Here is a 25,217-nt window from a genome sequence, read left to right as displayed (position 1 = left end):
GTTACGCTGCGCTATAGGCAAACCTTGTCGCCCGAATAACGGATACTGCCAACGGTATCGCAAGTGTAATGATGCCGGGACATTGCTGGTCGTGGGGTCGCCAGCCGAAGGAGAACCGGGATGGACGTCGTGTTGGGGGTCGCGGTCACGGGCCCCGTTGCCCGCTTGGCGCTTGTCGGGCCGGGCGCGGACGTGATTGACCAATCCGTCGTCGACCTGGCGGACAACCCGGTCGGGAAACTCACCGAGACGGTCGTCGGCACCAATCGGCTTCTGACGGACGAGAACCACCGGCTGGTGGGCACCCGGGTGTGCTGGAGCGACGATCCGCGGGCCGGCCAGCTGCGGCAAGCGCTGGAAGCCTCCGGCGTGTCGAACGTCGCGGTGCTCTCGGAGTCGCAGGCGGTCGCGGCCCTGATGCGCGCGGCCGGCCGGCCCGGCGCCGCGCTGGTGATGGACGACGCGACGGCGACGCTGTCGGTGCCGGGTTCCGCCGATGACCAAGACGCGCCGCCGACTGTGCTGGCCCAGGAGCCACTCGCCGGCGGCGACGCGACCGCGACGTTCAACACGATGATGGCCCAACTCAGCGCCCGGCCGGACGCCCCTGGCGAGGTGTACCTGGTGGGCGCCTCTCCCGAGCTCGCCCAGGTCGCCGAACAGTTCCACGAGGCGTCGACCATGCGGGTGCAGGTCGCCGACGACCCCTCCTTTGCGCTCGCCCGTGGCGCGGCCATGGCCGCCGCGGCGCAGACGGCATTGTCGGCCGGGGATGCCACCGCGATGGCGCCGGCCGTGGGACTCACCGGCGACGAGACCGCGATGGCGCCGGCGGCGGGGCCCGCCGGGGACGAGACGACGTTCGTGCCCCCGCCGAATGCGGAGGAGCCGCAGCTGGCGTACTCGATGACCGAGGATGCCGAGCCGCTGCCCGAGATGGACGATTACGGGGACGGATACGACGACTTCGACGAGACCACGGCCATCCCCTCGCGGCTCAGCCGCCGATCGTTGCTGCTCGGAAACGCCGTCATCGCCTTCGCGGTCATCGGTTTCGCGTCGCTGGCCGCCGCGGTGGCCATTGCGGTCCGCCCCACCGCGAGCCAACAGCCGGTGGTGGGACACCAGAACGCCGCTCCGGGCAAGTTCATGCCGTTGTTGCCGACCCAGCAGCAGGCGCCGGTGCCACCGCCTCCGGTTGATCAGCCCAACGCCGGTTTCCAGGGCGGCGTCGTCCCGGACGCCAACGGTCTCCTTCCGGCGCAGGGCGGGGGTGGGCCGGCCGTTCCCGTCGCGCCGGTGTCACCCGGCACTCCCGGCTTCGTGCCTAACCCGAATCCCGCTGTGCCCCTTCCGATCCCGGTCATCGTCCCGGTCCCGGTGTATCCGCCACCCCCATACAACACGCCGACGATAACGACCACGACGCCGACGATAACCACCACGACGACGCCGACAACCACGACGCCGACGACCACGACACCGACCACCACGACGCCCACGACGACGACGCCGTCCACCACGACGCCGACCACCACGACGCCCACGACAACAACGCCAGCGCAGGTGACGACGACACCGCCGACCAGCACGAAGGAGCCGTTCACCTCGACAGAAACGCCGACAACGGCGGCGCCGCCGCCCATCACGCGCGAAACGACGGTGGCGCCGCACACGCAGACCCAGCAGACACTCGTCCCGCAGCAGCCGCATACCCGTTACGGGTTCTGAGGCGTTGATGCCCGACGACGTCACCGTGGTGCTGCCCTGTCTCAACGAAGAGGAATCGCTGCCGGCGGTATTGGCGGCCATACCCGCCGGATATCGGGCGTTGGTCGTCGACAACAACAGCACCGACGACACCGCCGGAGTCGCGCGGCGGCACGGCGCCCGGGTCGTCGCCGAGCCGCGGGCCGGGTACGGCTCGGCGGTCCACGCGGGGGTGGTGGCCGCGACGACCCCGATCGTGGCGGTCATCGACGCCGACGGCTCGATGGACCCCGGTGACCTGCCCCGGCTGGTCGACGCGCTCGAGCAGGGTGTCGATCTGGTGATCGGCCGGCGCCGGCCGGTGGCCGGACTGCATTGGCCGTGGGTCGCCCGGGTGGGGACCGTGGTGATGAGCTGGCGGCTGCGCACCCGCCACGGGTTGCCGGTGCACGACATCGCGCCGATGCGGGTGGCGCGGCGCGAGGCGCTGCTGAACCTGGGCGTCGTCGATCGGCGGTCGGGTTACCCGCTGGAGCTGCTGGTGCGCGCCGCGGCCGCCGGCTGGCGCGTGGTCGAACTCGACGTCAGCTACGGTCCCCGGACCGGCGGCAAGTCGAAGGTCAGCGGTTCGCTGCGGGGAAGCATCACCGCCATCCTCGACTTCTGGAAGGTGATCTCGTGAGCGCCCTGCCGGTGACGCTGCTGGTGGTCGCCAAGGCGCCGGAGCCGGGCCGGGCCAAGACACGGCTCGCGGCGACGGTCGGGGACCTGGTCGCCGCCGAAATCGCCGCGGCCGCACTGCTGGACACGCTGGACGCGGTGGCCGCCGCGCCGGTGGCGAAGCGGGTGGTGGCCATGACCGGCGACCTGGACGCCGCCGCGGGAGCCGCCGAGATTCGGCAACGGCTGCGGTCCTTCACGGTGATTCCCCAGCGCGGCGACGACTTCGCCGATCGGCTCGCCAACGCCCACCACGACGCCGCAGACGGGCTGCCGGTGCTGCAGATCGGGATGGACACCCCGCAGGTGACCGCCGATTTGTTGACCGACTGTGCGCGCCGGTTGCTGGAGGCGACGGCCGTGCTCGGCATGGCGCACGACGGCGGTTGGTGGGCGCTCGGTGTGGCGGCACCCGCTATGGCGGAATGCCTGCGCACCGTTCCGATGTCTCGACCGGACACCGGGGAACTCACGCTGAAGGCGTTGCACGGCAACGGCATTGACGTGGCCTCCGTGCGGCGGTTGGCCGACATCGACGTCGTCGACGACGTCGCGGCGGTGCGCGAGGCGTGCGGGCCCGCCAGTCGCTTCGCCCAGGTCACCCGCGCGGCCGGCCTGTAAGGAACTCCGCCTACCAGTTCGTGAGGATGAGCGTGTTGAGCAATACGGCGCCGGCGGCGTTGAGCGCCAACCACGCCCGGTGTGACCGGACGGGCAACAGCGCGGGCGCCGCGGTGAGCCAGATGGTGAAGGGCAGCCAGATCCGCTCAACCTCGGCCTTGCTGAGCATGCTCAGATCGGCGCAGGCGATGGCGGCCAGCATGGCCAGCAGCAACAGGTGGAACCCGGAGCGGCGACGGATGGCCGCCACGTCGAACACCCGGCTGACGCCGGCGACGCTGCCCAACCCGATCGCGCACACCACGGACGCCAGGTTGGCCCAGCTCCAGTACTGAAACGGGCGGTCTTTGGCGATGCCCTGCCAATAACGTTGCTGCACAAGGGTATAGCCGTCGAACCAGTAGAACCCCGCCACCGCGAAGGTTGAGGCCACCGCAACCGCGGCCAGCGTCGCCGGGCCGAGCGCCCGCAGCACCGCTCGCCAGTCGGCGGCCGATGCCAGCACCGCCAGCGCCGGAAGCCCCATCAACATCAGGCCGTAGCTGCAGAACACGCCCCAGCCCAGCAGCAGGCCCGCCGCGGCGGCCACCCACGCGGGGAAGCGAACCGGTCGGTGCACCGCCACGGCCAGCAGCGCGATGCCCCATGCCGCGACCCCGGCGAAGTAGCCGTCGGCGGAGACGGCGACCCAGATCGCCGTCGGCGCCACCGCCACGAACGGCGCGGCGCGCCGGGCGGTCTGCTCGTCGGCCAGGGCGCGGACGGCGATCAGCACCGCGGCCGCCGCGCTGGACCCGGCCAGCAGGCACAGCAGCCCCGCCCAGGCGCCCCCGTGCAGGCCGATCCGGTCCAGCCAGACGAACGTCAGCAGCGCTCCGGGGGGATGCCCGGAGACGTGAGTGGTCCAGGAGTTCGGCTGGTAGTCGACGATCCGGCTGGCGAACGTGCGCACCGCGGCCGGGATGTCGGTGATGCTCGGCACCTGCCACAGGTATTCGTCGCGGGTGGTCAGCCGGCCGGCGAAGCCGCGCTGCCAGCCGTCGATCATCGCCAGCGCGAAGGCCCACCCGCAGGCGGTGGCCCAGGTGCCCAGCGTCAAAATCCGCCACGAAAGGCGTTGCGCCAGAATCGGTCCCCACACCACCGCGGCAACCGCGATGGCAATGGCCGGTCCCGTGCCCCAGCTGGCGTGGATCTCCCAGGGCCCGAAAATCGGTGAGGCCCCGGCGCGCGTGCCGAATCGTTCCTGGGCCACATCGGTCCGCGGCCGGACGCCCCAGTGCAGCCGCGGCAGCACGAACGCCGCCCCCACCAGCACCACCCCGACCGCGACGGCCGGTAACTCCCGACGTGCCACCCTCACGGTCGACCAGCCTATTGATCGTCCGAACCGGCGAACCGGCGCACCAACGCCGCCCGGTCGACCTTGCCGATGCCGCGCCGCGGCAGCGCGTCGACGACGTGCAACTCGCGCGGCGCGGCGGTGGCGTCCAGGGTGCGCGTCACGTGGGCGCGCAGCGCGTGCAGCGTCGGCGGCGCGCAACCGTCGGACACCACGATCGCGGCGACCACCCGCTGACCCAGCCGGTCGTCGGCGAGGCCGAAAACCGCGCAGTCGCCGACGGCGGGATGGGTGCCCAGCGCGGCCTCGACCAGCTGCGGCAGCACGGTCAACCCGCCCGTGCTGATCGCGTCGTCGGCGCGGCCCAGCACGGTCAGCACACCCGCCTCGTCGACAGCGCCGAGATCGTCGGTGCGGAACCAGCCCGGCTCGGCGAACGGGTCGGGGTCCACCGGGTTGCGGTAGCCCTTGGCCAGGGTCGCGCCACCGAGGACGATGCGCCCGTCGGCCGCCACCCGGACCAGGACACCGTCGAGCGGTACGCCGTCGTATACGCAGCCGCCCGCGGTTTCGCTCATCCCGTAGGTGCGGACCACGGCGATGCCGGCCGCCGCCGCGGCGTCGAGCACGCCCTGCGGGGCCGGGCCGCCGCCGAGCAACACGGCGTCCAGTTCGGCGAGTGCGGCCGCGGCCGCCGGATCGGTCAGCGCCTTGGCCAACTGTGCGGCGACGAGCGACGTGTACCGCCGGCCGGAACCCAATCGTGCTGTCGCGCCGGATAATTCGGCGACGTCGAAGCCTTCGGTGACGTCCAGCTCGACGGGTGTCGAGCCGGCGAGCGCGCTGCGCACCAGCACCTGCAGCCCGGCGATGTGATACGGCGGCAACGCCAGCAGCCAGCTGCCCGGCCCGCCCAGGCGGTCATGGGTGGCCGCCGCGCTGGCGGTCAGCGCGGCCGCGGTGAGCAGGGCCCCCTTGGGCGCACCGGTGGTTCCCGACGTCGTCACCACCAGGGCCACGTCGTCGTCGATGTCTTCCCCGACCCGCAGGGCCGCCCGCAGCGCATCCGAGGCGGGGGCGAGGGCGACCAGTGCGGGGTCGCGGCCGTCCAGCACCCGTTCCAGGGCGGGTAGCAGCGACGAGACGGCCGAGCCCGGCGGAACGGTGAGTGCGCGCAGTACGGCTATGCGGGGTCCTCGACCTCGTTCGCGTCATCGAACGGCCAGCCCCGGGCCTGCAACCGAACCCGGACCCGCTCGACGTCCTCTGGTGTCGGCAGGTCGTCGGTGATCTGGGTGATCAGCACCCCGATGTCCACGTCGTCGAATTCGCCCCGGTGGATCAGCTCGCAGGCCACCTCTTTGACGTCGTCGTTGGACATCCGGCGCGCCAACAGCGCGAGCACCGGAAAGGTGTCCGTCGGTGGGACGCCTTCCGGGTATCCCGCGCGCAGCCACGAGACGATCGAATTGAGAAATCCGTTCACGCTGGTACAGCTCCCCCCGGTGTCCGGCTCGGTAACGCGGTGGGCATCAAACGATGCTACTTGGGTTTAGCTCCGAGGAAAGCGGTGCCGGTGTGGTGGGCGATGAAGTCCCGCGCGATGTACAGCAGCGCCAGCACGATCACCGCGACGACCAGCGCGTAGATCGTCCAGGCCATCGCCGTGAACACCGGATTGCGTCGGGTGCCCCCGCTGTCGCCGTCGATGCTGATGTCGCCCGCCCCGGCCGCCTGCAGCCGGATCCCGAGGGCGAACAGCCCCGGCAGGGCGGCGCCGGCCAGCATGGAAAAGAGCAGGATCTTGAGGCTGGCCCCGTAGTTGAACCAGTCGCTGAAATGACTCATGAGGCGCTCGCCTTAAGGGTGGGGTCGTCGGAGCCGGAGCGGGGAGACGTGCCGCTGCCGTTCGTCGGGTGAACATCCGACGGCGGCAGGTGCTCGCCGGGAGCATCCAGCCCGGCGGTCAGGTCGCCCTGCCATTCGGCGTTGACGTTGTTGTGGTCCACCTTGACCTTGCGCGACCGGATGTAGATGGTCGCGGAGACCGCGATCAGCAGCGCGAATCCGATGATGGCGCCGGGGTAGCCGCCGATCAGGTGCACGATCCAGTAGGTGACCGCACCGACCAGCCCGGCCAGCGGCAGCGTCACCAGCCAGGCGACACCCATGCGGGCGGCGACGCCCCAGCGGACCTCGCCGCCCGGCTTGCCCAGCCCACTGCCGAGCACCGAGCCGGTGCAGACCTGGGTGGTCGACAGCGCGTAGCCGAAGTGGGCCGACAACAGGATGACGGCGGCCGACGACGACTCGGCCGCCATGCCCTGCGGCGACTGGATCTCGACCAGCCCCTTGCCCAGGGTGCGGATGATCCGCCAGCCGCCCAGGTAGGTGCCCGTCGCCATCGCCAGTGCACAACTCACGATCACCCACAGCGGCGGCATCGACGCGGTCTTGCTGATCGAGCCGTAGGAGATGAGCGCAAGGAAGATGATGCCCATGGTCTTCTGCGCGTCGTTGGTGCCGTGCGCCAGCGAGACCAGCGAGGCCGAGCCGATCTGGCCGCGCCGGAACCCGGCCTCGCTGCGCTTGGTCGGGACGCCGCGGGTGATCCGGTAGACCAGCCAGGTCGCCACGGCCCCGACCAAGATGGCCAGGATCGCGGACACCACGGCCGGGATGATGGCCTTGGAAACCACGCCCTTCCAGAGCACTCCGTGCGCGCCGACGGCCGCCATCGTGGCGCCGACGATGCCGCCGATCAGGGCGTGCGACGAGCTCGAGGGGATACCGAGGAGCCAGGTCAGCAGGTTCCAGACGACGCCGCCCACCAGACCGGCGAACACCAACTCCAGCGAAACGATGTTCGAGTCGATCAAGCCCTTGGCGATCGTGGCGGCGACGGCGGTGGACATGAACGCGCCTACCAGATTCAGCACCGCGGACAACGCGACCGCCGCCTTGGGCTTGAGCGCGCCGCTGGCGATAGAGGTCGCCATCGCGTTGCCGGTGTCGTGGAAGCCGTTCGTGAAATCGAAAGCCAGTGCCGTGATTACGACAATGATCAGAAGGAACAATTGGATGTTCACAGCGCCCGATTCTGGTGGTAGGGGGATTCCATTGTCGAATGCAGCAAGACCCGAATCGCGGATGTATCTAGACTCGTCGCCAGATGTTACCTCTCAGTTAACCGGACTTTCCTTCTCGTTCACCCCGGGTGTCGCGGCGCAGCGGGTGGTCCGGCGGGATCTGAACGAAGATCAGCGTGATCCCGTCCGGGTCGGTCACGTGCATCTCGTATAGGCCCCACGGTTCTTGGCGCGCCTCGCGGGCGATCGGCACGCCCCGGCTCTGAAGTTCGGCCTGGGTCGCTTCGATGTCGCGGACCTGCAACCACAGCGCGCCGGGAAAGGGGCCCCGGGAGTGGTCCGGGGAGCCGTAGCCCGCCAGCTCCAGCAACGACTGGCCGGCGAAAAACACTGTGCCCCCGCCGTATTCACGAGCTATCGCCAGCCCGATCTGGTCCCGGTAGAAAGTCAACGACTGCTGATAGTCCGCCGGCCGGAACAGCATCCGGCTGGCCAGGATCTCCATAGCGTCGTGTCTATCACATGGGCCGGTTCAGCTGCCGTTTTCGCGGTTGGGCTGAATGCGTTGTCGTTGCATGATCGCGTTGACGAAGCGGGGGCCGAAGGTGTCCAGCGCCTTGGCGGCGATCGCCATCCGCGGCGCGATCCGCACCGGCCGGGTGCGGGCGGCGGTCAGCATCCATTCGGCGGCCTCTTCCGACGTCAGCGCCGGCATGCCCTCGTAGGCCTTCGTCGGCGCGATCATCGGCGTGGCCACCAGCGGGTAGTACAGCGTCGTCGAATGCACACCCTTGTGGCCCCACTCGGTCTCCACGACGCGGCTCACCGCCGACAGCGCCGCCTTCGACGCGTTGTAGACCGCGAACAGCGGCGACGCCTCCGACAGCACCCCCCACGTGGAGACGTTGATGATGTGGCCGTCGCCGCGCTCGAGCATCCCGGGCGCGAGCCCGCGGATGAGCCGCAGCGGCGCGTAGTAGTTGAGCACGATGGTCCGCTCGACGTCGTGCCAGCGCTCGAGCGACTCGGCCAGCGGCCGGCGGATGGACCGGCCGGCGTTGTTGATCAGGATGTCTATCCCGCCGAGACGCTTTTCGACGTCGGAGACCAGCGCGTCGACGGCGTCCATGTCGGAGACGTCGCAGGGCATGGACAGCGCGGTGCCGCCCGCCGTGGTGATCCGTTGCGCCAGCGCGTCCAATAGCTCCTGCCGCCGGGCGACGACGGCCACCGTCGCGCCCTCGCGGGCCAGCAGTTCGGCCGCGGCCTCGCCGATGCCCGATGACGCCCCGGTGAGCAGGACGCGCTTGCCGGCGAGGTCGACCGGCTTGATGGCGGGGCGGTTCACCAGCACCTGCGGGGCCATCGGGGGTCGCATGGTGGCCAGCACCAGCTGGTCGGTGATGCGGCGCAGCGGGCTTTTACTCACAGCAGGCGAGTCTAGGCAGAGCCGTTCACCGGCGCGGATTTCGGGCGTACCGTTACTCCACCACCTCACGATTGGCGCTGCTCATGGGACTGGCTAGCGGTATTCACCATCTGGCGATCTCGACCGCCGATATCAAGGCCCAGCTGACGTTCTTCACCGACGTGCTCGGAGCGGAGCTGAAGGCCTTGTATTGGATGCACGGCGTTACGGGCGCCAAGCATGCGTTCGTCAAGCTCAACGACAGCTGTTACATCGCCTTCGTGCACATGCCGCCTATTGAGGAGATCCCGACCGAGCTGGGCGTGACCCATGCCGGCAACCCGGCTAACGTGTGCGCACCTGGCACTATGCAGCACGTTGCCTTCAATGTCGACACGCTCGATGACCTACTGGCGCTGAGGGATCGCCTCCGGAGCCGGGGCATAAACGTGTTCGGTCCGCTCGACCACGGCATGTGTCACTCGATTTACTTCGCCGGGCCCGAGCACCTGTCGCTCGAGATCGCCACTTCTGCCGCGCCGATCGATGACCGGGCGTGGATCGATCCCGAAGTCGTGGCCCTGTGCGGGATCGGCGACGACGAGTTGGCCCTGATGCGCTCACCGGCCGCGTACCGGGACGAGGGTGGGAGGGTGCCGAACCCGCCGATCGACTGGTCCAAGCCGCACCAGGTGATGGCGGGTTACGAAGCACTCATGTCGATGCCCGACGAGGAGGTCACCCGCACGATGTCGGAGCCGAATCCGCCTGTGCGCGTGGACGATTTCCAGACCACTGCCTGACCCGGGTATCGGCCCGTTCGGCGCTAGAAGTAGCGGGGGAACCGGCTCCAGTCCGGCGGCCGCTTCTCCAGGAAGGCGTCGCGGCCCTCGACGGCCTCGTCGGTCATGTACGCCAGCCGGGTAGCCTCGCCCGCGAACAGCTGCTGACCCACCAGCCCGTCGTCGAGCAGGTTGAAGGCGAACTTGAGCATCCGTTGCGCCTGAGGTGATTTGGCGTTGATCTCGGCCGCCCACTCTATTGCAGCCTTCTCCAGGTCGGCGTGGTCGATGACCGCGTTGACCGCGCCCATGTGGTGCATCTGCTCGGCGGTGTACGCGCGGCCCAGGAAGAAGATCTCGCGGGCGAACTTCTGGCCCACCTGACGCGCCAGATACGCGCTGCCGTAGCCGCCGTCGAAGCTGCCGACGTCGGCGTCGGTCTGCTTGAACCGGGCGTGCTCGCGGCTGGCCAGGGTGAGGTCGCAGACCACGTGCAGGCTGTGCCCGCCGCCGGCCGCCCAGCCGTTGACCAGGCAGATGACCACCTTGGGCATGAACCGGATCAGCCGCTGCACCTCGAGGATGTGCAGCCTGCCGGCGCGGGCGGTATCGACGGTGTCCGCGGTGTCTCCGCTTGCGTACTGGTAGCCGCTGCGCCCGCGGATGCGCTGATCGCCGCCCGAGCAGAACGCCCAGCCGCCGTCTTTGGGTGACGGGCCGTTGCCGGTCAGCAGCACCACGCCCACGTCGGGGGACATCCGGGCGTGGTCGAGCACCCGGTACAGCTCGTCGACGGTGTGCGGCCGAAACGCGTTGCGCACCTCGGGCCGGTCGAACGCCACCCGCACCGTCGCGTCGGTGACGTGGCGGTGGTAGGTGATGTCGGTCAGGTCGTCGAACCCGGCCACGGGCCGCCAGGCCCGCGCGTCAAAGGGATTGTCAGTCAAGGTTTTTGAACTCCTATACCGGGTCGAGGCGGAACACGGCGCAGCGGCCGGCCAGGGCCTCGAACTCCTCGGGGCGGCCCTCGGTGACGAGTCCCGCCCGCTTCATGAAGCCGACGCCCGTCGGCACCTCGATCGGGAAGACCCGCAGGATCGGCCGCGCGTCGTCGGCGGACAGCTCGGCCATCCGTATCTTCTGGACGTGACGGCCCCGCGCGATCGTCGCCTCGCCGGCGGCCCGCGCGTTGGCCACCCAGTCGGCGCCCGGGAACCCGGCGACGACGTACTGCTGGCCGTCGACGGTCATCGGAGTCACCGGTGTCGAGCGGGGCGCGCCGGACTTGCGGCCGGCCACCGTCAGCACGACGGGGCTCTCGCCGCCGAAACTCATTCCCAGCCGCGACATCTGGATGAAGACCTTGTTGGCCGGCTTCAGCCACCACGGCGGCTTGATCGGTTTGCCGCTTCCCATAGGCAGCGACGTTACCCCGCGGCCACTTAGGCGCCGAACGTGAAGTTAGTTTCACGCTCGGGCGCGAACGTGAAGTTAGTTTCACGTTCGGCAACCGAAGTCCTAGCCGACGGCGCGCTCGGCGCCCTCCCAGAACTGCGCGCGGACGGCCTTCTTGTCGGGCTTGCCGAGCCCGGTCAACGGCAGCGAGTCGGCGATCACCACCCGCTTGGGCGATTGCACCGAGCCCTTGCGCTCCTTGACCGCGGCCTGAATCTCGGCGGTCATCGTCTCGATCGCGGCGTCGTCGCGCGGTGCGTCGGCGCGCAGCACCACCACGGCGGTGACGGCCTCGCCCCACTTCTCGTCGGGCGCCCCGACGACGCACACCTGAGCCACGGCCGCGTGCTCGGCGACGACGTCCTCCACTTCCCGCGGGAACACGTTGAACCCGCCGGTGACGATCATGTCCTTGACCCGGTCGACGATGTAGTAGAAGCCGTCCTCGTCCTCACGGGCCATGTCACCGGTGTGCAGCCAGCCGTCCCTGAAAGCTTCGGCCGTCGCCTCCGGCTTATTCCAGTAACCGGCCGCCAAAAGCGGCCCGCTGACACAGATTTCGCCCGGCTCACCCCGCGGCACGGGCTTGCCGTCGTCGCCCAGCAACGCCACCCGGGCGAACAGCGTGGGACGTCCACACGAAGTCAGTCGCTTCTCATCGTGATCGGCCTTGGCCAGGTACGTGATCACCATCGGCGCCTCGGACTGACCGTAGTACTGGGCGAAGATCGGGCCGAAGCGGCGGATGGCCTCGGCCAGCCGTACCGGGTTGATGGCCGAGGCGCCGTAGTAGACGGTCTGAAGCGAGGACAGGTCACGGGTGTGTGAGTCCGGATGGTCCATCAACGCATAGAGCATCGACGGCACCAGCATGGTGGCCGTAATACGTTGTTCCTCAATGACTCTCAATACCTCGGCCGGGTCGAACTTGGCCAGCACCACCATCTGGCCGCCCTTGACCACCGTGGGCGTGAAGAACGCCGCGCCGGCATGCGACAGCGGTGTGCACATCAGGAAGCGCGGGTGCTCGGGCCATTCCCATTCCGCCAGCTGAATCTGGGTCATGGCGGCGATGTTTCCGGTGGTGCCGATCACGCCCTTGGGCTTGCCGGTGGTGCCGCCGGTGTAGGCCATGCCGCCGATGTTGTCCGGCGGCAGGTCGGCGACCACCAACGGCTTGGGCTCGAACTTGGCCGCCTCGGCGGACAGGTCCACCGCCACTCCCCGCAACGCTTCGGGCACCGGGCCGATGGTCAGGATCTGCTTGAGGGAGTCCACCTTCTCCAGCAATCCCAGCGCCCGCTCGACGAACATCGGGTTGGGGTCGATGATCAGCGCGCTGGCGCCGGAATCGGAAAGCACGTAGGCATGGTCATCCAGCGAGCCGAGTGGGTGCAGCGCGGTGCGCCGATAGCCCTGCGTCTGACTGGCTCCCAGGATCATCAGGACTTCGGGGCGGTTGAGCGACAGGAGGCCGACCATGACGCCGGAACCGGCGCCCAGCGCCTCAAATGCCTGGACGTACTGGCTGATCCGCTCGGCCAGCTGACCACCGGTCAGCGTCGTGTCGCCGAGGAACAGCACCGGCCGGTTCTTGTGGCGCTTGAGTGCGCCCGCCAGCAGATGGCCATTGTGGGTCGGGTTGCGCAACAAATCGACACTCATAGGCAAAGACTAGAACGTGTTGCAATTCCGCTCCGTCGCACCCTCGATCAGTAGAGTTCCCCCTCATGAACGCCGCAGATGTCGTCATCACCGGAACCGTTCTCACCGTCGATGAAAAGCGGCCGACCGCCCAGGCGCTGGCCATTACCGACGGCCGGATCATCGCCGTAGGGAACCGGACCGACGTTGCGGCGCTGATCGGCGCGGACACCCGGACGATCGACCTCGGTGACGGCTGCGTGATGCCGGGATTCGTCGAGGCGCACGGACATCCCCTGATGGAGGCGATCGCGCTCTCGGACCGGATCATCGACATCCGGCCCGTCACCAGCCGCGATCCCAAGCAGGTCGTCGCCACCATTCGGCGCGAGGCCGTGCGCCGGGGACCCGAAGGCGCCTACCTCAACGGCTGGGACGCACTGCTGCAGCCCGGCCTTCCCGATCCCACCCCGAGCTGGCTCGACGAGATCGCACCGGACGGGCCGCTGGTGATCATCCATAACTCCGGCCACAAGGCCTACTTCAACTCGCGCGCCGCCGAAATCAACGGCCTCACGCGCGACACCCCCGACCCCAAAGGGGCCAAGTACGGCCGCACCGCCGACGGTGAGCTCGACGGCACCGCCGAGGAGATCGGAGCCGTGTTCCCACTGTTGGGCGGCGCGATCCAAGCCGGCAACTACCCGGACATGCTGCGCGCCGAGTGCGCCCGGCTGAACCGTGCCGGCCTGACCACCTGCTCGGAGATGGCCTTCGACCCGAAGTTCAAGCCGCTGGTCGAGCAGCTGCGCAACGACCTGACGGTGCGGCTGCGCACCTATGAGGTCTCCAATGCGCAGATGTCCACCGAGGCCACCCCGGGCGAGGGCGACGACATGCTGCGGCAGGTCGGGATCAAGATCTGGGTGGACGGCTCGCCGTGGATCGGCAACATCGCGTTGTCGTTTCCGTATCTGGACACCGCCGCCACCCGCTCGGCCGGCATCACGCCCGGTTCCTGTGGCTGCGCCAACTACACCCGCGACCAGTTGGCCGAGATCGTCGGCGCATACCTGCCGCTGGGCTGGCAGATGGCCTGCCATGTGCAGGGCGACGCCGGCGTGGACACCATCCTGGACGTCTACGAGGAAGCCCTGCACCGGCACCCCCGTCCCGACCACCGTCTGCGGCTCGAGCACGTCGGCGCCATCCGCCCCGAGCAGCTGCAGCGCGCCGCCGACCTCGGCGTGACCTGCAGCATCTTCGTCGACCAGATCCACTACTGGGGTGACATCATCGTCGACGGCCTGTTCGGGCCCGAGCGCGGATCCCGTTGGATGCCAGCGGGTTCCGCGGTGGCCACCGGTATGCGGATCTCCCTGCACAACGACCCCCCGGTCACGCCGGAGGAGCCGCTGCGCAACATCAGCGTCGCCGTCACCCGCACGGCGCCCAGCGGCCGGGTGCTGGCCCCCGAGGAGCGGCTGACGGTCGAGCAGGCGATCCGCGCGCAGACCATCGACGCGGCCTGGCAGTTGTTCGCCGACGACGTCACCGGCTCGCTGGAGGTGGGTAAGTACGCCGACATGGTGGTGCTGTCGGCCGACCCGCGGACGGTGCCGCCCGAGCAGATCGCCGACCTCGAGGTGCGGGCGACGTATCTGGCGGGCCGTCAGGTCTACGGCGCGTGAGTGCCACCCTCGGCGACATCTTGGACCGCCTGCACGTGGTCGCGCTGCCGATGCGGGTGCCGTTCCGCGGCATCACCACCCGAGAGGTCGCCCTCATCGAGGGCCCGTCGGGCTGGGGGGAGTTCGGGGCCTTCCTCGAATACGCGCCGCCCGAGGCCGCGCACTGGCTCGCCTCGGGCATCGAGGCCGCCTACCGCCGCCCGCCGCCGCGGCGGCGCGACCGCATCCCGATCAACGCCACCGTGCCGGCCGTCGACGCCGCCCGGGTGGCCGAGGTACTGGCCCGGTTCCCGGGGGCCCGCACGGCCAAGGTGAAGGTCGCCGAGCCCGGCCAGACGCTGGCCGACGACGTCGAGCGGGTCAATGCGGTGCGCGAACTCGTGCCGACCGTGCGGGTGGACGCCAACGGCGGCTGGAGCGTCGAGCAGGCGGTGCGGGCGGCGGTCGCCCTGACCGCCGACGGCCCGCTGGAATACCTCGAACAACCGTGCGCGACCGTCGACGAACTCGCGGCCCTGCGCCGGCGGGTCGACGTGCCGATCGCCGCGGACGAGAGCATCCGCAAGGCCGACGACCCGCTCGCCGTGGTCCGCGCCCATGCCGCCGACATCGCCGTCCTCAAAGTCGCTCCGCTGGGCGGTATTTCGGCCATGCTTTCGATCGCCGCGCAAATCGACATCCCGGTCGTGGTCTCCAGCGCGATCGACTCGGCGGTGGGAATCGCCGCCGGGCTGGCCGCCGCGGCGGCCCTGCCGGTACTGCGCCATGCGTGCGGGCTGGGCACCGGCGGGCTGTTCTTAGAAGATGTGGCCGACGTCGCGCTGCCCGTCGACGGCACCCTGCCGGTCGGGCCGGTCACGCCCGATCCGGCGCGGCTGCGGGCCCTCGCCGCCCCCGCGGACCGGCGGCAGTGGTGGATCGACCGGGTCACGGCCTGCCACCCCCTCCTTGTACCGTCGTCCGAGTGATCAACCTGGCTTACGACGACCGCGGCTCCGGCGAGCCGGTGGTGTTCATCAGCGGTCACGGCGGTGCCGGTCGGACCTGGCACCCGTATCAGCTTCCCGCGTTCCTGGCGGCCGGGTACCGCGTCATCACCTTCGACAACCGCGGGATCGGCGCCACCGAGAACGCGCAGGGTTTCAGTACGCAGACCATGGTGGCCGACACCGCGGCGCTGATCGAAGGACTGAACGCCGCGCCGGCCCGCATCGTCGGGATGTCGATGGGTGCGTTCATCGCCCAGGAACTCATGCTCGCCCGGCCCGAACTGGTCAGCTCGGCGGTGCTGATGGGCACCCGGGGCCGCATGGACAAAACCCGCGAATTCTTCCGCGACGCCGAGGCCGAGCTGGCCGACGCCGGCATCCAGCTGCCAAGCTCGTACGAGGCGAAAATTCGCCTGCTGGAAAACTTTTCGCACAAGACGCTCAACGACGACGTCGCCGCCGCGGACTGGATCGCGATGTTCTCCATGTGGCCGGTCAAGTCCACCCCGGGAACGCGTTGCCAGCTGGATATCGCCCCGTACACCAACCGGCTATCGGCCTACCGCAGCATCGCGACGCCAGTCCTGGTGATCGGCTTCTCCGACGACGTGTTGACGCCGCCCTACCTGGGGCGTGAGGTCGCCGACGCGCTGCCCAACGGCCGTTACGTGCAGATCCCCGACGCCGGCCACCTCGGGTTCTTCGAGCGCCCGGACGCCGTCAACGAGGCGGCACTGAAGTTCTTCGCCAGCAACTAGGTCCGGCGGGTTGTGACAGGCTGTACTGGTGAACCCCTCGACGACACAGGCCCGCGTCGTCGTTGACGAGCTGATTCGCGGCGGCGTCCGTGACGTGGTGCTGTGCCCCGGGTCGCGAAACGCGCCGCTCGCGTTCGCGCTGCAGGACGCCGACCGGTCCGGCCGGATCCGGCTGCACGTCCGCATCGACGAGCGCACCGCCGGCTACCTGGCCATCGGACTGGCGATCGCAGCGGGCGCTCCGGTGTGTGTCGCGATGACGTCGGGCACCGCGGTGGCCAACCTCGGGCCGGCCGTGGTGGAGGCCAACTACGCGCGGGTGCCGCTGATCGTGCTGTCGGCGAACCGGCCCTACGAAATGCTGGGCACGGGGGCCAACCAGACCATGGAGCAGCTGGGCTACTTCGGCACCCAGGTCCGCGCCAACATCAGCCTGGGCCTGGCCGAGGATGCCCCCGAACGGCTGGACGCCCTCAACGCCACCTGGCGATCGGCCACCTGCCGAGTCTTGGCCGCCGCCACGGGATCTCGCACCGCCAACGCCGGGCCCGTCCAGTTCGACATCCCGCTGCGCGAACCCCTGGTGCCGGATCCCGAGCCCCACGGCATCGTGATTCCGCAGGGACGGCCCGGCGGACGGCCGTGGACCTACACGCCGCCGGTCACGTTCGACCAGCCGCTGGACATCGACCTGTCGCCCGACACGGTCGTCATCGCCGGACACGGCGCGGGCGCGCAACCCAACCTCGCGGAGTTGCCGACCGTCGCCGAGCCGACGGCACCAGCCCCGGCCAACCCGCTGCACCCGCTCGCCCTGCCGCTGCTGCGCCCCAAGCAGGTGATCATGCTCGGCCGCCCGACCTTGCACCGTCCGGTGTCGGCGCTGCTGGCCGACCCACAGTTGCCGGTCTACGCGCTGACCACCGGACCGCGCTGGCCGGACGTCTCGGGTAACTCCCAGGCCACCGGCACCCGGGCGGTCACCACTGGGGCCCCGAATCCGGCCTGGCTGAAGCGCTGCGCGGAGATCAACCGGCACGCGAACGAAGCGGTGCGCGGCCAACTCAAGGCGCACCCGCTCACCACCGGTCTGCACGTCGCGGCGGCCGTTGCCGACGCGCTGCGGCCGGGAGACCAGCTGGTGCTCGGGGCGTCCAACCCGGTCCGCGACGCGGCGCTGGTCGGCCTGGACACCCATGGCATCGGAGTCCGCTCCAACCGCGGGGTCGCCGGCATCGACGGCACCGTCTCCACCGCGATCGGGGCCGCTCTCGCCTACGAGGGACGCACCGTCGCGCTGATCGGCGACCTGACGTTCGTCCACGACAGCTCCGGGCTGCTGATCGGCCCCACCGAGCCGACACCGCGCCGGCTGACCATCGTGGTCTCCAACGATAACGGCGGCGGCATCTTCGAACTGCTCGAGCAAGGCGACCCGCGGTTCTCCGACGTGTCGTCGCGGATCTTCGGAACGCCACACGATGTGGACGTGGGCGCGCTGTGCCGCGCCTATCACGTCGAGAGCCGGCAGATCGAGGTCGACCAGCTCGGCGCGGCCCTCGACGAACCCGGGGCCGGTATGCGGGTGCTGGAGGTCAAGGCCGACCGGTCGTCGCTGCGACAGCTGCACGCCGCCATCAAGGCGGCCCTATGAGGACCTCGTGAACTACCCGAAAAGGGTGCTGCACATATTGATTCACGGCCGCAGCGACCGACCTCCGAACACCCGGCCCAGGATTGCGTTGCGCTGGGCGCGCATCGCGGTACTCATCGTGACCGGCTTGGTCACGTTGCAGTCGGTCTTGCTGGTCGCGGGCGCCTGGCGCGACGATCTTGCGATCCAACACAACATGAGGGTGGCGCAGGCCGAGGTGCTCAGCGCCGGGCCGCGCCGTTCCACCATCGAATTCGTGACACCCGAGCGGGTCACGTATCGCCCGGAGCTCGGCGTGCTGTACCCGTCGCATCTGGCCACGGGGATGCGGATTTACGTCGAGTACAACAAGAACGATCCCAATTTGGTTCGCGTGCAGCACCGCAGCGCCGGGCTGGCCATCATCCCGGCGGGGTCCATCGCGGTGGTGTGCTGGCTGGCGGCGACGGTCCTGCTGATGGGACTGGCACTGCTGGACAAACTCCTGGATCGTCGCGCGGTGGCCGACATCACACCGGCCTAGCGTCCGACCAGCAGATTTCGCGCGACGTATGCTCGCAGGCAACCTTCGCGACAGCCAGCGCTGACACCGTAGTGGCGTGCGCGTTGCCATCGTCGCCGAATCGTTCCTCCCGGAAGTCAATGGTGTTAGCAACTCGGTGATCCGGGTACTTGAGCATCTGCGCCGGACCGGTCACGAAGCCCTCGTCATCGCCCCGGACAGCCCTCCCGGTACCACCCCGGCGGATCGCATCCATGACGGAATCCGCGTGCATCGGGTGCCGTCACGCATGTTTCCGAAGGTGACCACGCTTCCACTCGGCGTGCCTATGCCCCGGATGGTGAGCGTGTTACGCGGATTCGATCCGCACGTAGTGCATTTGGCCTCCCCGGCCTTACTGGGGTACGGCGGGGTGAAGGCGGCCCGATGGCTGGGGGTGCCGACGGTCGCCGTATATCAAACGGACGTACCGGGTTTCGCGGCGAGCTATGGGATTCCCATGACCGCGCGGGCCGCGTGGGCCTGGTTCCGGCATCTGCACAGCCTCGCCGACCGTACCCTGGCGCCCTCCAGCGTGACGATGGAAGAGCTTGTGGCGCATCGGTTCCCGCGGGTCCACCAGTGGGCCCGAGGCGTCGACGTGCTGCGGTTCGCGCCGTCGGCGCGTGACGAGGGGCTCAGGCGGCAATGGTCGCCGCACGGTAAGCCGATCGTCGGCTTCGTGGGCCGCTTGGCGCCCGAGAAGCACGTGGAGCGGCTGATCCCCCTGGCGGTCCGAGACGACGTACAACTCGTCATCGTCGGCGACGGTGTCGACCGGATCAAGCTGCAAAAGGCGATGCCGACAGCGGTTTTCACAGGCGCGTTGTACGGCGAAGAACTCGCCGCGGCGTACGCCAGCATGGACGTCTTCGTGCATCCCGGCGAGCACGAGACGTTTTGCCAAGTCGTGCAGGAAGCGCTGGCGTCGGGGTTGCCGGTGATCGCCCCCGACGCCGGCGGCCCACGTGATCTCGTCACGCCGTGGCGCACCGGCTTGTTGCTGGGCGTCGACGAATTCGAGGCGAGGCTGCCCGCGGCCGTCACCCATTTGATCGACGAACGCCACCGCTACGCACTGGCCGCCCGGCGCAGCGTGCTCGGGCGCAGCTGGCCGGTCATCTGTGACGAGCTGCTCGGCCACTACGAGGCGGTGCTGTCGCCCTTTGCCCGCAGGCGGATGTTCGCCAAGCGGTACGCGCAGGGCCAGTGAGCTAACGGTCAGCCCCGCGCCGGCCACCGTCGCAGGATGATTTGCTGTCGTAATCTTGGCTGAACACTTCTCGCGGCCGTGTGTTGCGCTCTAACATCCAAGTTTGGTGCCGGATCGGCGGGGCAAGGGCGGCGACTTGATCACCGGCTGCATCGACGGTGATCCCGGCCAAGGTCTGAGCCGCAGGGGCAGAATTGGCCTGATAGGAGGGTCAGTATGTCTTCCCATCTGGAGGTCTGGAAACCATCGGGACGGGAGCTGGTCGCGCTGAGCGGTGAACGAGTGACCCTCGGCAAGGCCTTGACCAATGCCGTGTCGTTCGAGCACGACCCGACCGTGTCGCGCGTACACGCGGTCTTGGAGAACTTCGGGCAAGCGTGGTCCGTGCGGGATCTAGGTAGCCGCAATGGCACCTATGTCAACGGAGAAAAGATCCCTGCGGAACGGATCCTGCGGTCTGGAGACGAATTGCGGCTCGGCAGTTCACGGTTGGTCTTCTGGATGACAAGGGGGGCTGACGAAGCACCGGCTGATCAAGAAACCGAAACCGGCAAGTCCATCTTGCGACCGCCCCGGATGACCCAGCGCGAACTCGAGGTCCTCAAGGTTTTGTGTCGCCCATTTGTCTCCGATGACCCGTTTCCCGAGCCTGCATCGGTTCGTCGGATGGCCCAGGAGCTATTCGTTACGGATGCAGCCGTCAAGCAGCATCTGCAGCACCTCTACGACAAGTTCGGTATCAACACCGATGGAGATCGCCGGGTCCGGCTGGCCAACGCGGCCATCCGGCTCGGGGCTGTCAACCGCTCCATGCTGCGTGACCGTCGTACGCAGCAAAAGTGAGCGGCCGCGTGGCTAGAGCTTGTCGAGCACCCCGCCGCCGAGCATGGCGACGGCATTGAGGGCACTGCGGCGGTATTCGTCGCATGTGGAGCACGACTCGATATGGCGCGCAATGCGTTTCCGCATCAGGACGGTGAACTGTTGGTCCCAGCCGGACAGGTCCGCGGCGAGTTGCGGGCATCCGTTCTGGGGAGCGCGGCGGGCCACCAACAGCGCACCCAACGAGCGTTCGACGGTGTCGCGCAGCCGTTGCAGGAGCTTCTTGGTGGAGTCATGGCTGATGCCCAGCGCTTGCGCGAGCTCGATTCCGGTCACGCCGTGGCGGTAGGCAAGCTCCAGCACGTGTCGGTCGCGCTCGGACAATCCGCCGGCCGCCTGGGCGATCAGTTGACGGAGTTCGTTCTGGGCCGTCAGCGTAAACGGACCCGGACCCGTCGCCGCATCATCGGGCAGCTCGTCACAGGCAGCCTCACGGCGACGGTCGGATAGGGCCCTCAGGGCGTTGCGACGGGCGATGGCGTACAGCCACGGCCTCAGCTTGTCCGCGTTACGCAGCTTCGGCAACTCTGTCGTCGCGATGCAGAAGACCTCTTGCACGCAGTCGGAGGCCGCGTGGCGATCGCGCAGCATGCCGACGCAGTAGGCGTGAAGCGGGGAGGCATAGCGGTTGTAGATCGCGGCCAACGCCGCGCGATCACCGGCCGCCGCGGCCCGGGCGAGCTCCGTGTCGCTGATGATGCGGTTCTTCGGCACTGTGGTCATGAAAGTCATGACTGAAATGCTCGGGGATGGTAGGTGATTTCGTAATTACCGAGGAAGCCAGTTTCCCCTTCCGCAAGGGAAGGGTTTCCTACCCATTTGGTAAGGGACCGGTCAGCCGATACCTGGAGCACGCGTACGACCACCGCCCCATAACCGTTACATGGTTATGGGGCGGTGGCGACGATTTTGACGTGTGTTGGGCAGCTCACGCCTTCGTCTTGGTGTGCGCCGTGCGCGTTCCGGTGCCGTTTCCGGTTCCCGTTCCGGTGCCGTGGCCGGTGCCGGTACCGGTGCCGTTGCCGCGGCCGCCGTGGGCGATGCGCAGCTCGTCAGCGGTCAGGGTGCGGATGCTCTGTCGGCGCAGCGCAATTTTGTCGTGGTTGATACTCATTTGATCTTTCCTTCTTGTGTGATGTGTTGACGGCAAGCCCGGGTGGGCCCGCTCATAGGTAAGAGCGCCGGCGACCTCGAAGGGTGACACCTTTTCCGTGGAATCCTGCAAACCTCGCGGCACCGGACGGTTACTTGCCGCCACAGCGAAAACTGCCCCACAACCGATGCCGAATCGGTTGTGGGGCAGTTTGTCTCGGGCGACGACCTCAGCCGTCGGGACTGTGATTTGCTAGGCCACCGTCAGCGTCCGATTGGTGCGGGTGCCTGTGTGGGTTCCCGTGGTGGGCACCGTGGTGTGCTTGGTGGTCTTGCCCGTGCCCGTGCCCGTGCCGGTACCGGTGCCGGTGCCGTTGCCGCCCTCGCCGCCGTGGGCCATGCGCAGCTCGTCGGCGGTCAGGGTGCGGATGCTTTGCCGGCGCAGGGCCAGCCTCTTGTGGTTGGTGTTCATGGTTTCTCCTTGGTGTGATTTGTGTTGGCGCGGACCGGGTTTGGACCGTGCTCATAGGTAAGAGCGACGAACCGGGCAAAACGTGACGCTATTTGGCCCGCGCTAATTGGCTCGCGTAGTGGCGATCAAGGAAGCTCAGCAGGACGAGTTCGTGAGTACGGGCGGCCGAGCGCAGCAGCCGCACGGCGTTCAGGTGGCTGAAGCTGTGCAACAGCTGCGGATAGGACTGGGTCAGCTCACCCCGTTTGGAAAGGTCCGCCAGCTCCGCGAGCAAGGGCGCCATCTGCTCGGATCGCCGCCTGAACGCTTGGCGTGCGGCTTCGTACGGGTGCCCTTTGGTGTCGTCGAGCAGCGCGGTGATGTCGGCGCGCTCGCGGCGCCAGCGCTGTCCGATCCCGGGATCCAGGTTGGCCGCGTTGGGGTATTCGGGCCGGTAGCCGGCCGCCCCGCTCTTGGCCCAATCGCGGCGCTCCTGCATATCCAGGCCGGCATCGACCAGCAGGCGGTCGGTGGCGTAAAGGCACAGCCGCCAGCGCGCGTCAGCCGTGTCCTCCCCGCCGAGCATGCCCAGTACTTGCAGCACGGCCTCGCTGTCGGCCGCGTGGATCCGCTCGGCCAGTTTGACGCCGGCGTCGCCGCCGTACCGTTCGATCTCGCGGTGGTATGTGTCGGTCGCGAACTTCCACACCGTCCCGTCGCCGAGCTGTGGGGCCAGCGCATCGGTCAGTGCCGGTAGGGCGCGGTCGCGCAATGCGGCCGGGTCACCGTGCAACCGAAGTCGCAGGTGATGTTCGGGGTCGGCATAGCGCAGGAAGAACCAGTGGTCGACGACGCCGCTTTCGCGCAACTGTCTGACGACGGGTCCCACGGTGTCGGTGAGAATGCGATCCGCGGACGCGGTGCCCGCGTACGCCTTGAGGTAGAGCCACTGGCTGCCGGGGGCGAAGGTCCGGTGCACCTTCGGAGCGGTCCACAACCGGGGGGCGGGTGCCGGCTCGCCACGGCGGATGAAAGGCACGATGAGTTCGTGGGCGAACCGGCCCTGCGGGCCGGTGGCGACCCCGGTGGGCAGGACCTCCTCGATGATCGCCTCGGTCCGCCCGCGCAGCACCTTGGCGGCCGCGGCGGCCAGGGCGGGGCTGGCGGTGTCGACGTACAGGCGGTTGTCGCCGTCGGCGATGAGCAGCTCGCCGGGTAGCCCCCGCTCACGAGTGAGGGCCGCCCATCCCACCACTGCGTCGGGTTGGGTGACCCGGGAGATCTCGTTCGCCGACAGCCGCCAGCGGGCCCGTGCCAACACCAGGCGCCCGGAGGTGACCCGCGGCAACGCCGGCGCCCCGGACAGGGCGCCCCAATCCCAGGCCAGCCCACCGGCCACCCCGTCGCTTTGCAGCGCCGCGAGAAACCGGTAAACCCCGAAGCCGCGCCACGCCGGATTGTGCGCGGTGGTCAGCCGCGGCCTTACTTCGGCGCCCAGCCGCGGGCTGTAGAGGACGACGCGGTCGCCGTCGAGACGCACGGTCAGCTCATCGACACTGAGCTGACGATCCGCGGGTGCGCCCGAACGCCCCAACAGGACCAGTTCGTAGTCGCGCAGCACCGGCCGGGCCAAGACATTGCCCACTCGGCCTTCCGGCAGGTGGATGATTTCGGCGAACACCACACCGGGCGACTGGGCCTCCTCGGCGTGCAGGTGGGCTCGTACCGCGTCGTGCAGTCGCGTGTCGCCGTGACAGAACCGACCGAGTAGCTGTGCTCCCGAAGGCCCGTAGGCGCAGTCGATCTCGACGCCGTCCTCGAGCAGGTTGGCGTTGACCGCCAGGCCGTCGGGCAACGGCAACGGTGGTGGCGACGACGATTCAAGGCGCGCGATTGTAGGGGCGTCGAGTTCGAGGCTCGCAGCGCCGCTCTCGCGGGTGCGGATCACCAGATCGAGCAGGGCAGCGTCGCGCGCGGTGAAGGCATACTGCGGGGCTACACCCCCCAAGTCCAAGCCAACCAGCAGCGGCGACTCGTCGGCCGCCGGGTGCGTCGACGGGTCGAATCCGATGCCCATCTCCTCGTCGAGCGCCTCCATCAGCGCGACCTCGCGGTCCTCGTAGCGAGCCGCGAACTGCTGCTTGAACCGAGTCAGCGCCGGATCCTCGCCGCCCGTGGACAACCGATGCAGCAGTTGCACCCCCGCGGTGAGAAGCCGCACCGGGTCGGATCCCAGGGTCAGACCAGATCCGGTCCGGTGCAGGTCGACCTGGATCAGCCGGGCGTCGTCACCTTCGCCGGCCAGCTCGAGCAGCTGTGCGGCCGCCACCTCGTAGGCCTCGGGCGGATTTCCGAGCCCGGCGGCGTCCAGGCGGGCGAGCTCGTCGGATACCCACCGCAACGCCTCCGACGTCTCGGCGAAGTCCGGTCCGCTCAGCGACGACATCAGCTGCGCCAGCGGTTCTGGGCCCGTCACCGCGGGCTCGGCCACGGGCGTCAGGATCTTGGCCTCGATCAGGGCATCGACGTACTCGCGGGCCTCGTCGCGCTCGACCCCCATCCCTTCGGCAACGGCCTCGACGACGCTGTCCACCGCACAGCCGCCGGCGGCCGCGTCCAGCGCACACCGCAATGGCGCGTCGTCCTCGACCACGACCAGATGATGGGTGCGACGGCCTTCGCGAAGCCGGCTTTCGATGAGCCGCATCGCGCCCGCCGCCTGGTAGCGGCTGGAGTTGGGCTCCACCATCATCGCCGGCCGTGTCGACGGATCCGCGAGCAGCCGCTCCACCAGCGCCGCCAGCACCTCCGTGTCGGGCCGGCTGTGCCGGCTGACCCCCTCCGGGCCGTCGACCACCAGCGCGGTGGTGTCGCTGACCTCTCCCAGCGAGCACCCTGCAAAAAGCCCGAAAGGGGTTGCGCGGGTGCACATGCGCGTCAGATACGCGGTCACCGACGCGATCACCCGCTCGTCCGGATCGCCGGCGGCCAAGCAGCGCATCAACCCGGGTGACGCGAGGTGCAGGGCCTCGCGAACCTCCGGCCGCACGATAAGGCTCCGCCAGTAATCGGAATCGGCGCGCAGGCAATCCAATTCGTTCAGCGGCAGCAATGGCGCGCGCATCACGAAGAAGCCGCTCGGCGTCAGTGTGGACGTTGAATCGATCATTTCCAG

24 protein-coding genes and 1 pseudogene are annotated in these 25,217 nt (G+C 69.0%); 11 read left to right on the top strand and 14 right to left on the bottom strand.

Annotation, left to right across the window (positions count from 1 at the left end; translation table 11 throughout):
• Positions 1 to 120 precede the first annotated feature (120 nt).
• From AWC17_RS28095 to AWC17_RS28085, 3 genes are read left to right on the top strand one after another with little or no spacing between them, the layout of a single operon-like run.
• Positions 121 to 1,731, top strand: a complete 1,611-nt coding sequence (locus AWC17_RS28095) for a DUF7159 family protein (RefSeq protein WP_046186866.1) — start codon at positions 121 to 123, stop codon at positions 1,729 to 1,731.
• Between the two features lie 7 nt (positions 1,732 to 1,738).
• Entirely contained in the window at positions 1,739 to 2,392 is a 654-nt protein-coding gene (locus tag AWC17_RS28090) for a glycosyltransferase family 2 protein (protein ID WP_047323004.1), read from the top strand.
• The gene (locus tag AWC17_RS28085; protein WP_046187259.1) at positions 2,389 to 3,051 is read left to right on the top strand and encodes a TIGR04282 family arsenosugar biosynthesis glycosyltransferase; all 663 of its coding nucleotides are present in this window, start codon (positions 2,389 to 2,391) and stop codon (positions 3,049 to 3,051) included. Before AWC17_RS28090 ends, AWC17_RS28085 begins: the two co-directional genes overlap by 4 nt.
• 10 nt (positions 3,052 to 3,061) lie before the next feature.
• On the opposite strand, the gene AWC17_RS28080 is transcribed toward AWC17_RS28085, so the two are convergent.
• The 7 genes and pseudogenes from AWC17_RS28080 to AWC17_RS28050 all read right to left on the bottom strand — a co-directional run bounded on the left by AWC17_RS28080 (position 3,062) and on the right by AWC17_RS28050 (position 8,911).
• Positions 3,062 to 4,414: a hypothetical protein gene (locus AWC17_RS28080; RefSeq protein ID WP_047323005.1), complete on the bottom strand. Its 1,353-nt coding sequence runs from the start codon at positions 4,412 to 4,414 to the stop codon at positions 3,062 to 3,064.
• An 11-nt stretch (positions 4,415 to 4,425) separates the two neighbouring features.
• Positions 4,426 to 5,508 (bottom strand): o-succinylbenzoate--CoA ligase, encoded by a 1,083-nt coding sequence (menE, locus tag AWC17_RS28075; RefSeq protein ID WP_047323006.1) that lies wholly within the window; start codon positions 5,506 to 5,508, stop codon positions 4,426 to 4,428.
• 68 nt (positions 5,509 to 5,576) lie between these two features.
• A complete protein-coding gene (locus tag AWC17_RS28070) occupies positions 5,577 to 5,879 on the bottom strand; it encodes a DUF3349 domain-containing protein (protein WP_046185382.1) in 303 nt (100 codons plus the stop codon).
• A 56-nt stretch (positions 5,880 to 5,935) separates the two neighbouring features.
• The gene (locus tag AWC17_RS28065; protein ID WP_046185383.1) at positions 5,936 to 6,241 is read right to left on the bottom strand and encodes a hypothetical protein; all 306 of its coding nucleotides are present in this window, start codon (positions 6,239 to 6,241) and stop codon (positions 5,936 to 5,938) included.
• Between the two features lies 1 nt (position 6,242).
• Positions 6,243 to 7,482 (bottom strand): annotated as a pseudogene (locus AWC17_RS28060) (inorganic phosphate transporter); the annotation flags it as partial.
• 97 nt (positions 7,483 to 7,579) lie between these two features.
• Positions 7,580 to 7,987, bottom strand: coding sequence for a VOC family protein (locus tag AWC17_RS28055; protein WP_046185385.1), 408 nt, complete (start codon positions 7,985 to 7,987; stop codon positions 7,580 to 7,582).
• Positions 7,988 to 8,014: 27 nt separating this feature from the next.
• A complete protein-coding gene (locus tag AWC17_RS28050; RefSeq protein WP_046185386.1) occupies positions 8,015 to 8,911 on the bottom strand; it encodes an SDR family oxidoreductase in 897 nt (298 codons plus the stop codon).
• A gap of 83 nt (positions 8,912 to 8,994) precedes the next feature.
• On the opposite strand from AWC17_RS28050, the gene AWC17_RS28045 reads away from it, so the two are divergent.
• Positions 8,995 to 9,693: a VOC family protein gene (locus tag AWC17_RS28045; RefSeq protein ID WP_046185387.1), complete on the top strand. Its 699-nt coding sequence runs from the start codon at positions 8,995 to 8,997 to the stop codon at positions 9,691 to 9,693.
• Between the two features lie 23 nt (positions 9,694 to 9,716).
• Here the strand turns inward: AWC17_RS28045 and AWC17_RS28040 are convergent, their stop codons facing one another.
• The 3 genes from AWC17_RS28040 to fadD8 form a co-directional block, all read right to left on the bottom strand.
• Positions 9,717 to 10,619, bottom strand: a complete 903-nt coding sequence (locus AWC17_RS28040; protein ID WP_046185388.1) for a 1,4-dihydroxy-2-naphthoyl-CoA synthase — start codon at positions 10,617 to 10,619, stop codon at positions 9,717 to 9,719.
• A 13-nt stretch (positions 10,620 to 10,632) separates the two neighbouring features.
• Positions 10,633 to 11,088 (bottom strand): nitroreductase family deazaflavin-dependent oxidoreductase, encoded by a 456-nt coding sequence (locus AWC17_RS28035; protein WP_046185389.1) that lies wholly within the window; start codon positions 11,086 to 11,088, stop codon positions 10,633 to 10,635.
• A gap of 102 nt (positions 11,089 to 11,190) precedes the next feature.
• A complete protein-coding gene (gene fadD8, locus AWC17_RS28030) occupies positions 11,191 to 12,792 on the bottom strand; it encodes a fatty-acid--CoA ligase FadD8 (RefSeq protein ID WP_046185390.1) in 1,602 nt (533 codons plus the stop codon).
• Positions 12,793 to 12,857: 65 nt separating this feature from the next.
• On the opposite strand from fadD8, the gene AWC17_RS28025 reads away from it, so the two are divergent.
• The 7 genes from AWC17_RS28025 to AWC17_RS27995 all read left to right on the top strand — a co-directional run bounded on the left by AWC17_RS28025 (position 12,858) and on the right by AWC17_RS27995 (position 20,460).
• A complete protein-coding gene (locus AWC17_RS28025; RefSeq protein WP_046185391.1) occupies positions 12,858 to 14,462 on the top strand; it encodes an amidohydrolase in 1,605 nt (534 codons plus the stop codon).
• Positions 14,463 to 14,512: 50 nt separating this feature from the next.
• Complete coding sequence (locus AWC17_RS28020; protein WP_047323020.1) at positions 14,513 to 15,430, top strand: o-succinylbenzoate synthase; 918 nt, start codon at positions 14,513 to 14,515, stop codon at positions 15,428 to 15,430.
• Positions 15,427 to 16,209: an alpha/beta fold hydrolase gene (locus AWC17_RS28015; protein WP_046182712.1), complete on the top strand. Its 783-nt coding sequence runs from the start codon at positions 15,427 to 15,429 to the stop codon at positions 16,207 to 16,209. The genes AWC17_RS28020 and AWC17_RS28015 overlap by 4 nt, the downstream gene beginning before the upstream one ends.
• Before the next feature lie 28 nt (positions 16,210 to 16,237).
• The gene (menD, locus tag AWC17_RS28010) at positions 16,238 to 17,863 is read left to right on the top strand and encodes a 2-succinyl-5-enolpyruvyl-6-hydroxy-3-cyclohexene-1-carboxylic-acid synthase (protein ID WP_046182713.1); all 1,626 of its coding nucleotides are present in this window, start codon (positions 16,238 to 16,240) and stop codon (positions 17,861 to 17,863) included.
• 7 nt (positions 17,864 to 17,870) lie between these two features.
• Complete coding sequence (locus tag AWC17_RS28005) at positions 17,871 to 18,386, top strand: DUF3592 domain-containing protein (RefSeq protein ID WP_141224826.1); 516 nt, start codon at positions 17,871 to 17,873, stop codon at positions 18,384 to 18,386.
• A 76-nt stretch (positions 18,387 to 18,462) separates the two neighbouring features.
• Positions 18,463 to 19,617, top strand: a complete 1,155-nt coding sequence (locus AWC17_RS28000; protein WP_046182714.1) for a glycosyltransferase family 4 protein — start codon at positions 18,463 to 18,465, stop codon at positions 19,615 to 19,617.
• Positions 19,618 to 19,833: 216 nt separating this feature from the next.
• Positions 19,834 to 20,460: an FHA domain-containing protein gene (locus AWC17_RS27995; RefSeq protein WP_046182715.1), complete on the top strand. Its 627-nt coding sequence runs from the start codon at positions 19,834 to 19,836 to the stop codon at positions 20,458 to 20,460.
• A gap of 12 nt (positions 20,461 to 20,472) precedes the next feature.
• Here AWC17_RS27995 and AWC17_RS27990 read toward each other — a convergent pair whose 3' ends face one another.
• From AWC17_RS27990 to AWC17_RS27975, 4 genes are all read right to left on the bottom strand, one after another.
• Positions 20,473 to 21,231 (bottom strand): RNA polymerase sigma factor, encoded by a 759-nt coding sequence (locus AWC17_RS27990; protein ID WP_046182716.1) that lies wholly within the window; start codon positions 21,229 to 21,231, stop codon positions 20,473 to 20,475.
• A 196-nt stretch (positions 21,232 to 21,427) separates the two neighbouring features.
• Positions 21,428 to 21,613 carry a hypothetical protein gene (locus tag AWC17_RS32930; protein ID WP_046182717.1) on the bottom strand — a complete coding sequence of 62 codons (186 nt, stop codon included), beginning with the start codon at positions 21,611 to 21,613 and terminating at the stop codon, positions 21,428 to 21,430.
• A 231-nt stretch (positions 21,614 to 21,844) separates the two neighbouring features.
• Entirely contained in the window at positions 21,845 to 22,063 is a 219-nt protein-coding gene (locus AWC17_RS32925) for a hypothetical protein (RefSeq protein WP_046182718.1), read from the bottom strand.
• An 88-nt stretch (positions 22,064 to 22,151) separates the two neighbouring features.
• Positions 22,152 to 25,211, bottom strand: a complete 3,060-nt coding sequence (locus AWC17_RS27975) for a lantibiotic dehydratase (RefSeq protein WP_085165527.1) — start codon at positions 25,209 to 25,211, stop codon at positions 22,152 to 22,154.
• Positions 25,212 to 25,217: the final 6 nt, after the last annotated feature.

Origin of the sequence: Mycobacterium nebraskense (assembly GCF_002102255.1) — a bacterium.
In the GTDB taxonomy this organism is placed as follows: domain Bacteria; phylum Actinomycetota; class Actinomycetes; order Mycobacteriales; family Mycobacteriaceae; genus Mycobacterium; species Mycobacterium nebraskense.
This window is presented reverse-complemented; position numbering and strand designations above follow the sequence as displayed.

Excerpts from the sequence above, each read along its gene's own strand:
- AWC17_RS28095 (WP_046186866.1), top strand. The coding sequence starts at position 121 with ATGGACGTCGTGTTGGGGGTCGCGGTCACGGGCCCCGTTGCCCGCTTG.
- AWC17_RS28090 (WP_047323004.1), top strand. The coding sequence starts at position 1,739 with ATGCCCGACGACGTCACCGTGGTGCTGCCCTGTCTCAACGAAGAGGAA.
- AWC17_RS28065 (WP_046185383.1), bottom strand. The coding sequence starts at position 6,241 with ATGAGTCATTTCAGCGACTGGTTCAACTACGGGGCCAGCCTCAAGATC.
- AWC17_RS28055 (WP_046185385.1), bottom strand. The coding sequence starts at position 7,987 with ATGGAGATCCTGGCCAGCCGGATGCTGTTCCGGCCGGCGGACTATCAG.
- AWC17_RS28045 (WP_046185387.1), top strand. The coding sequence starts at position 8,995 with ATGGGACTGGCTAGCGGTATTCACCATCTGGCGATCTCGACCGCCGAT.
- AWC17_RS28035 (WP_046185389.1), bottom strand. The coding sequence starts at position 11,088 with ATGGGAAGCGGCAAACCGATCAAGCCGCCGTGGTGGCTGAAGCCGGCC.
- fadD8 (WP_046185390.1), bottom strand. The coding sequence starts at position 12,792 with ATGAGTGTCGATTTGTTGCGCAACCCGACCCACAATGGCCATCTGCTG.
- AWC17_RS28025 (WP_046185391.1), top strand. The coding sequence starts at position 12,858 with ATGAACGCCGCAGATGTCGTCATCACCGGAACCGTTCTCACCGTCGAT.
- AWC17_RS28020 (WP_047323020.1), top strand. The coding sequence starts at position 14,513 with ATGCGGGTGCCGTTCCGCGGCATCACCACCCGAGAGGTCGCCCTCATC.
- AWC17_RS27995 (WP_046182715.1), top strand. The coding sequence starts at position 19,834 with ATGTCTTCCCATCTGGAGGTCTGGAAACCATCGGGACGGGAGCTGGTC.
- AWC17_RS27990 (WP_046182716.1), bottom strand. The coding sequence starts at position 21,231 with ATGACTTTCATGACCACAGTGCCGAAGAACCGCATCATCAGCGACACG.
- AWC17_RS32930 (WP_046182717.1), bottom strand. The coding sequence starts at position 21,613 with ATGAGTATCAACCACGACAAAATTGCGCTGCGCCGACAGAGCATCCGC.
- AWC17_RS32925 (WP_046182718.1), bottom strand. The coding sequence starts at position 22,063 with ATGAACACCAACCACAAGAGGCTGGCCCTGCGCCGGCAAAGCATCCGC.
- AWC17_RS27975 (WP_085165527.1), bottom strand. The coding sequence starts at position 25,211 with ATGATCGATTCAACGTCCACACTGACGCCGAGCGGCTTCTTCGTGATG.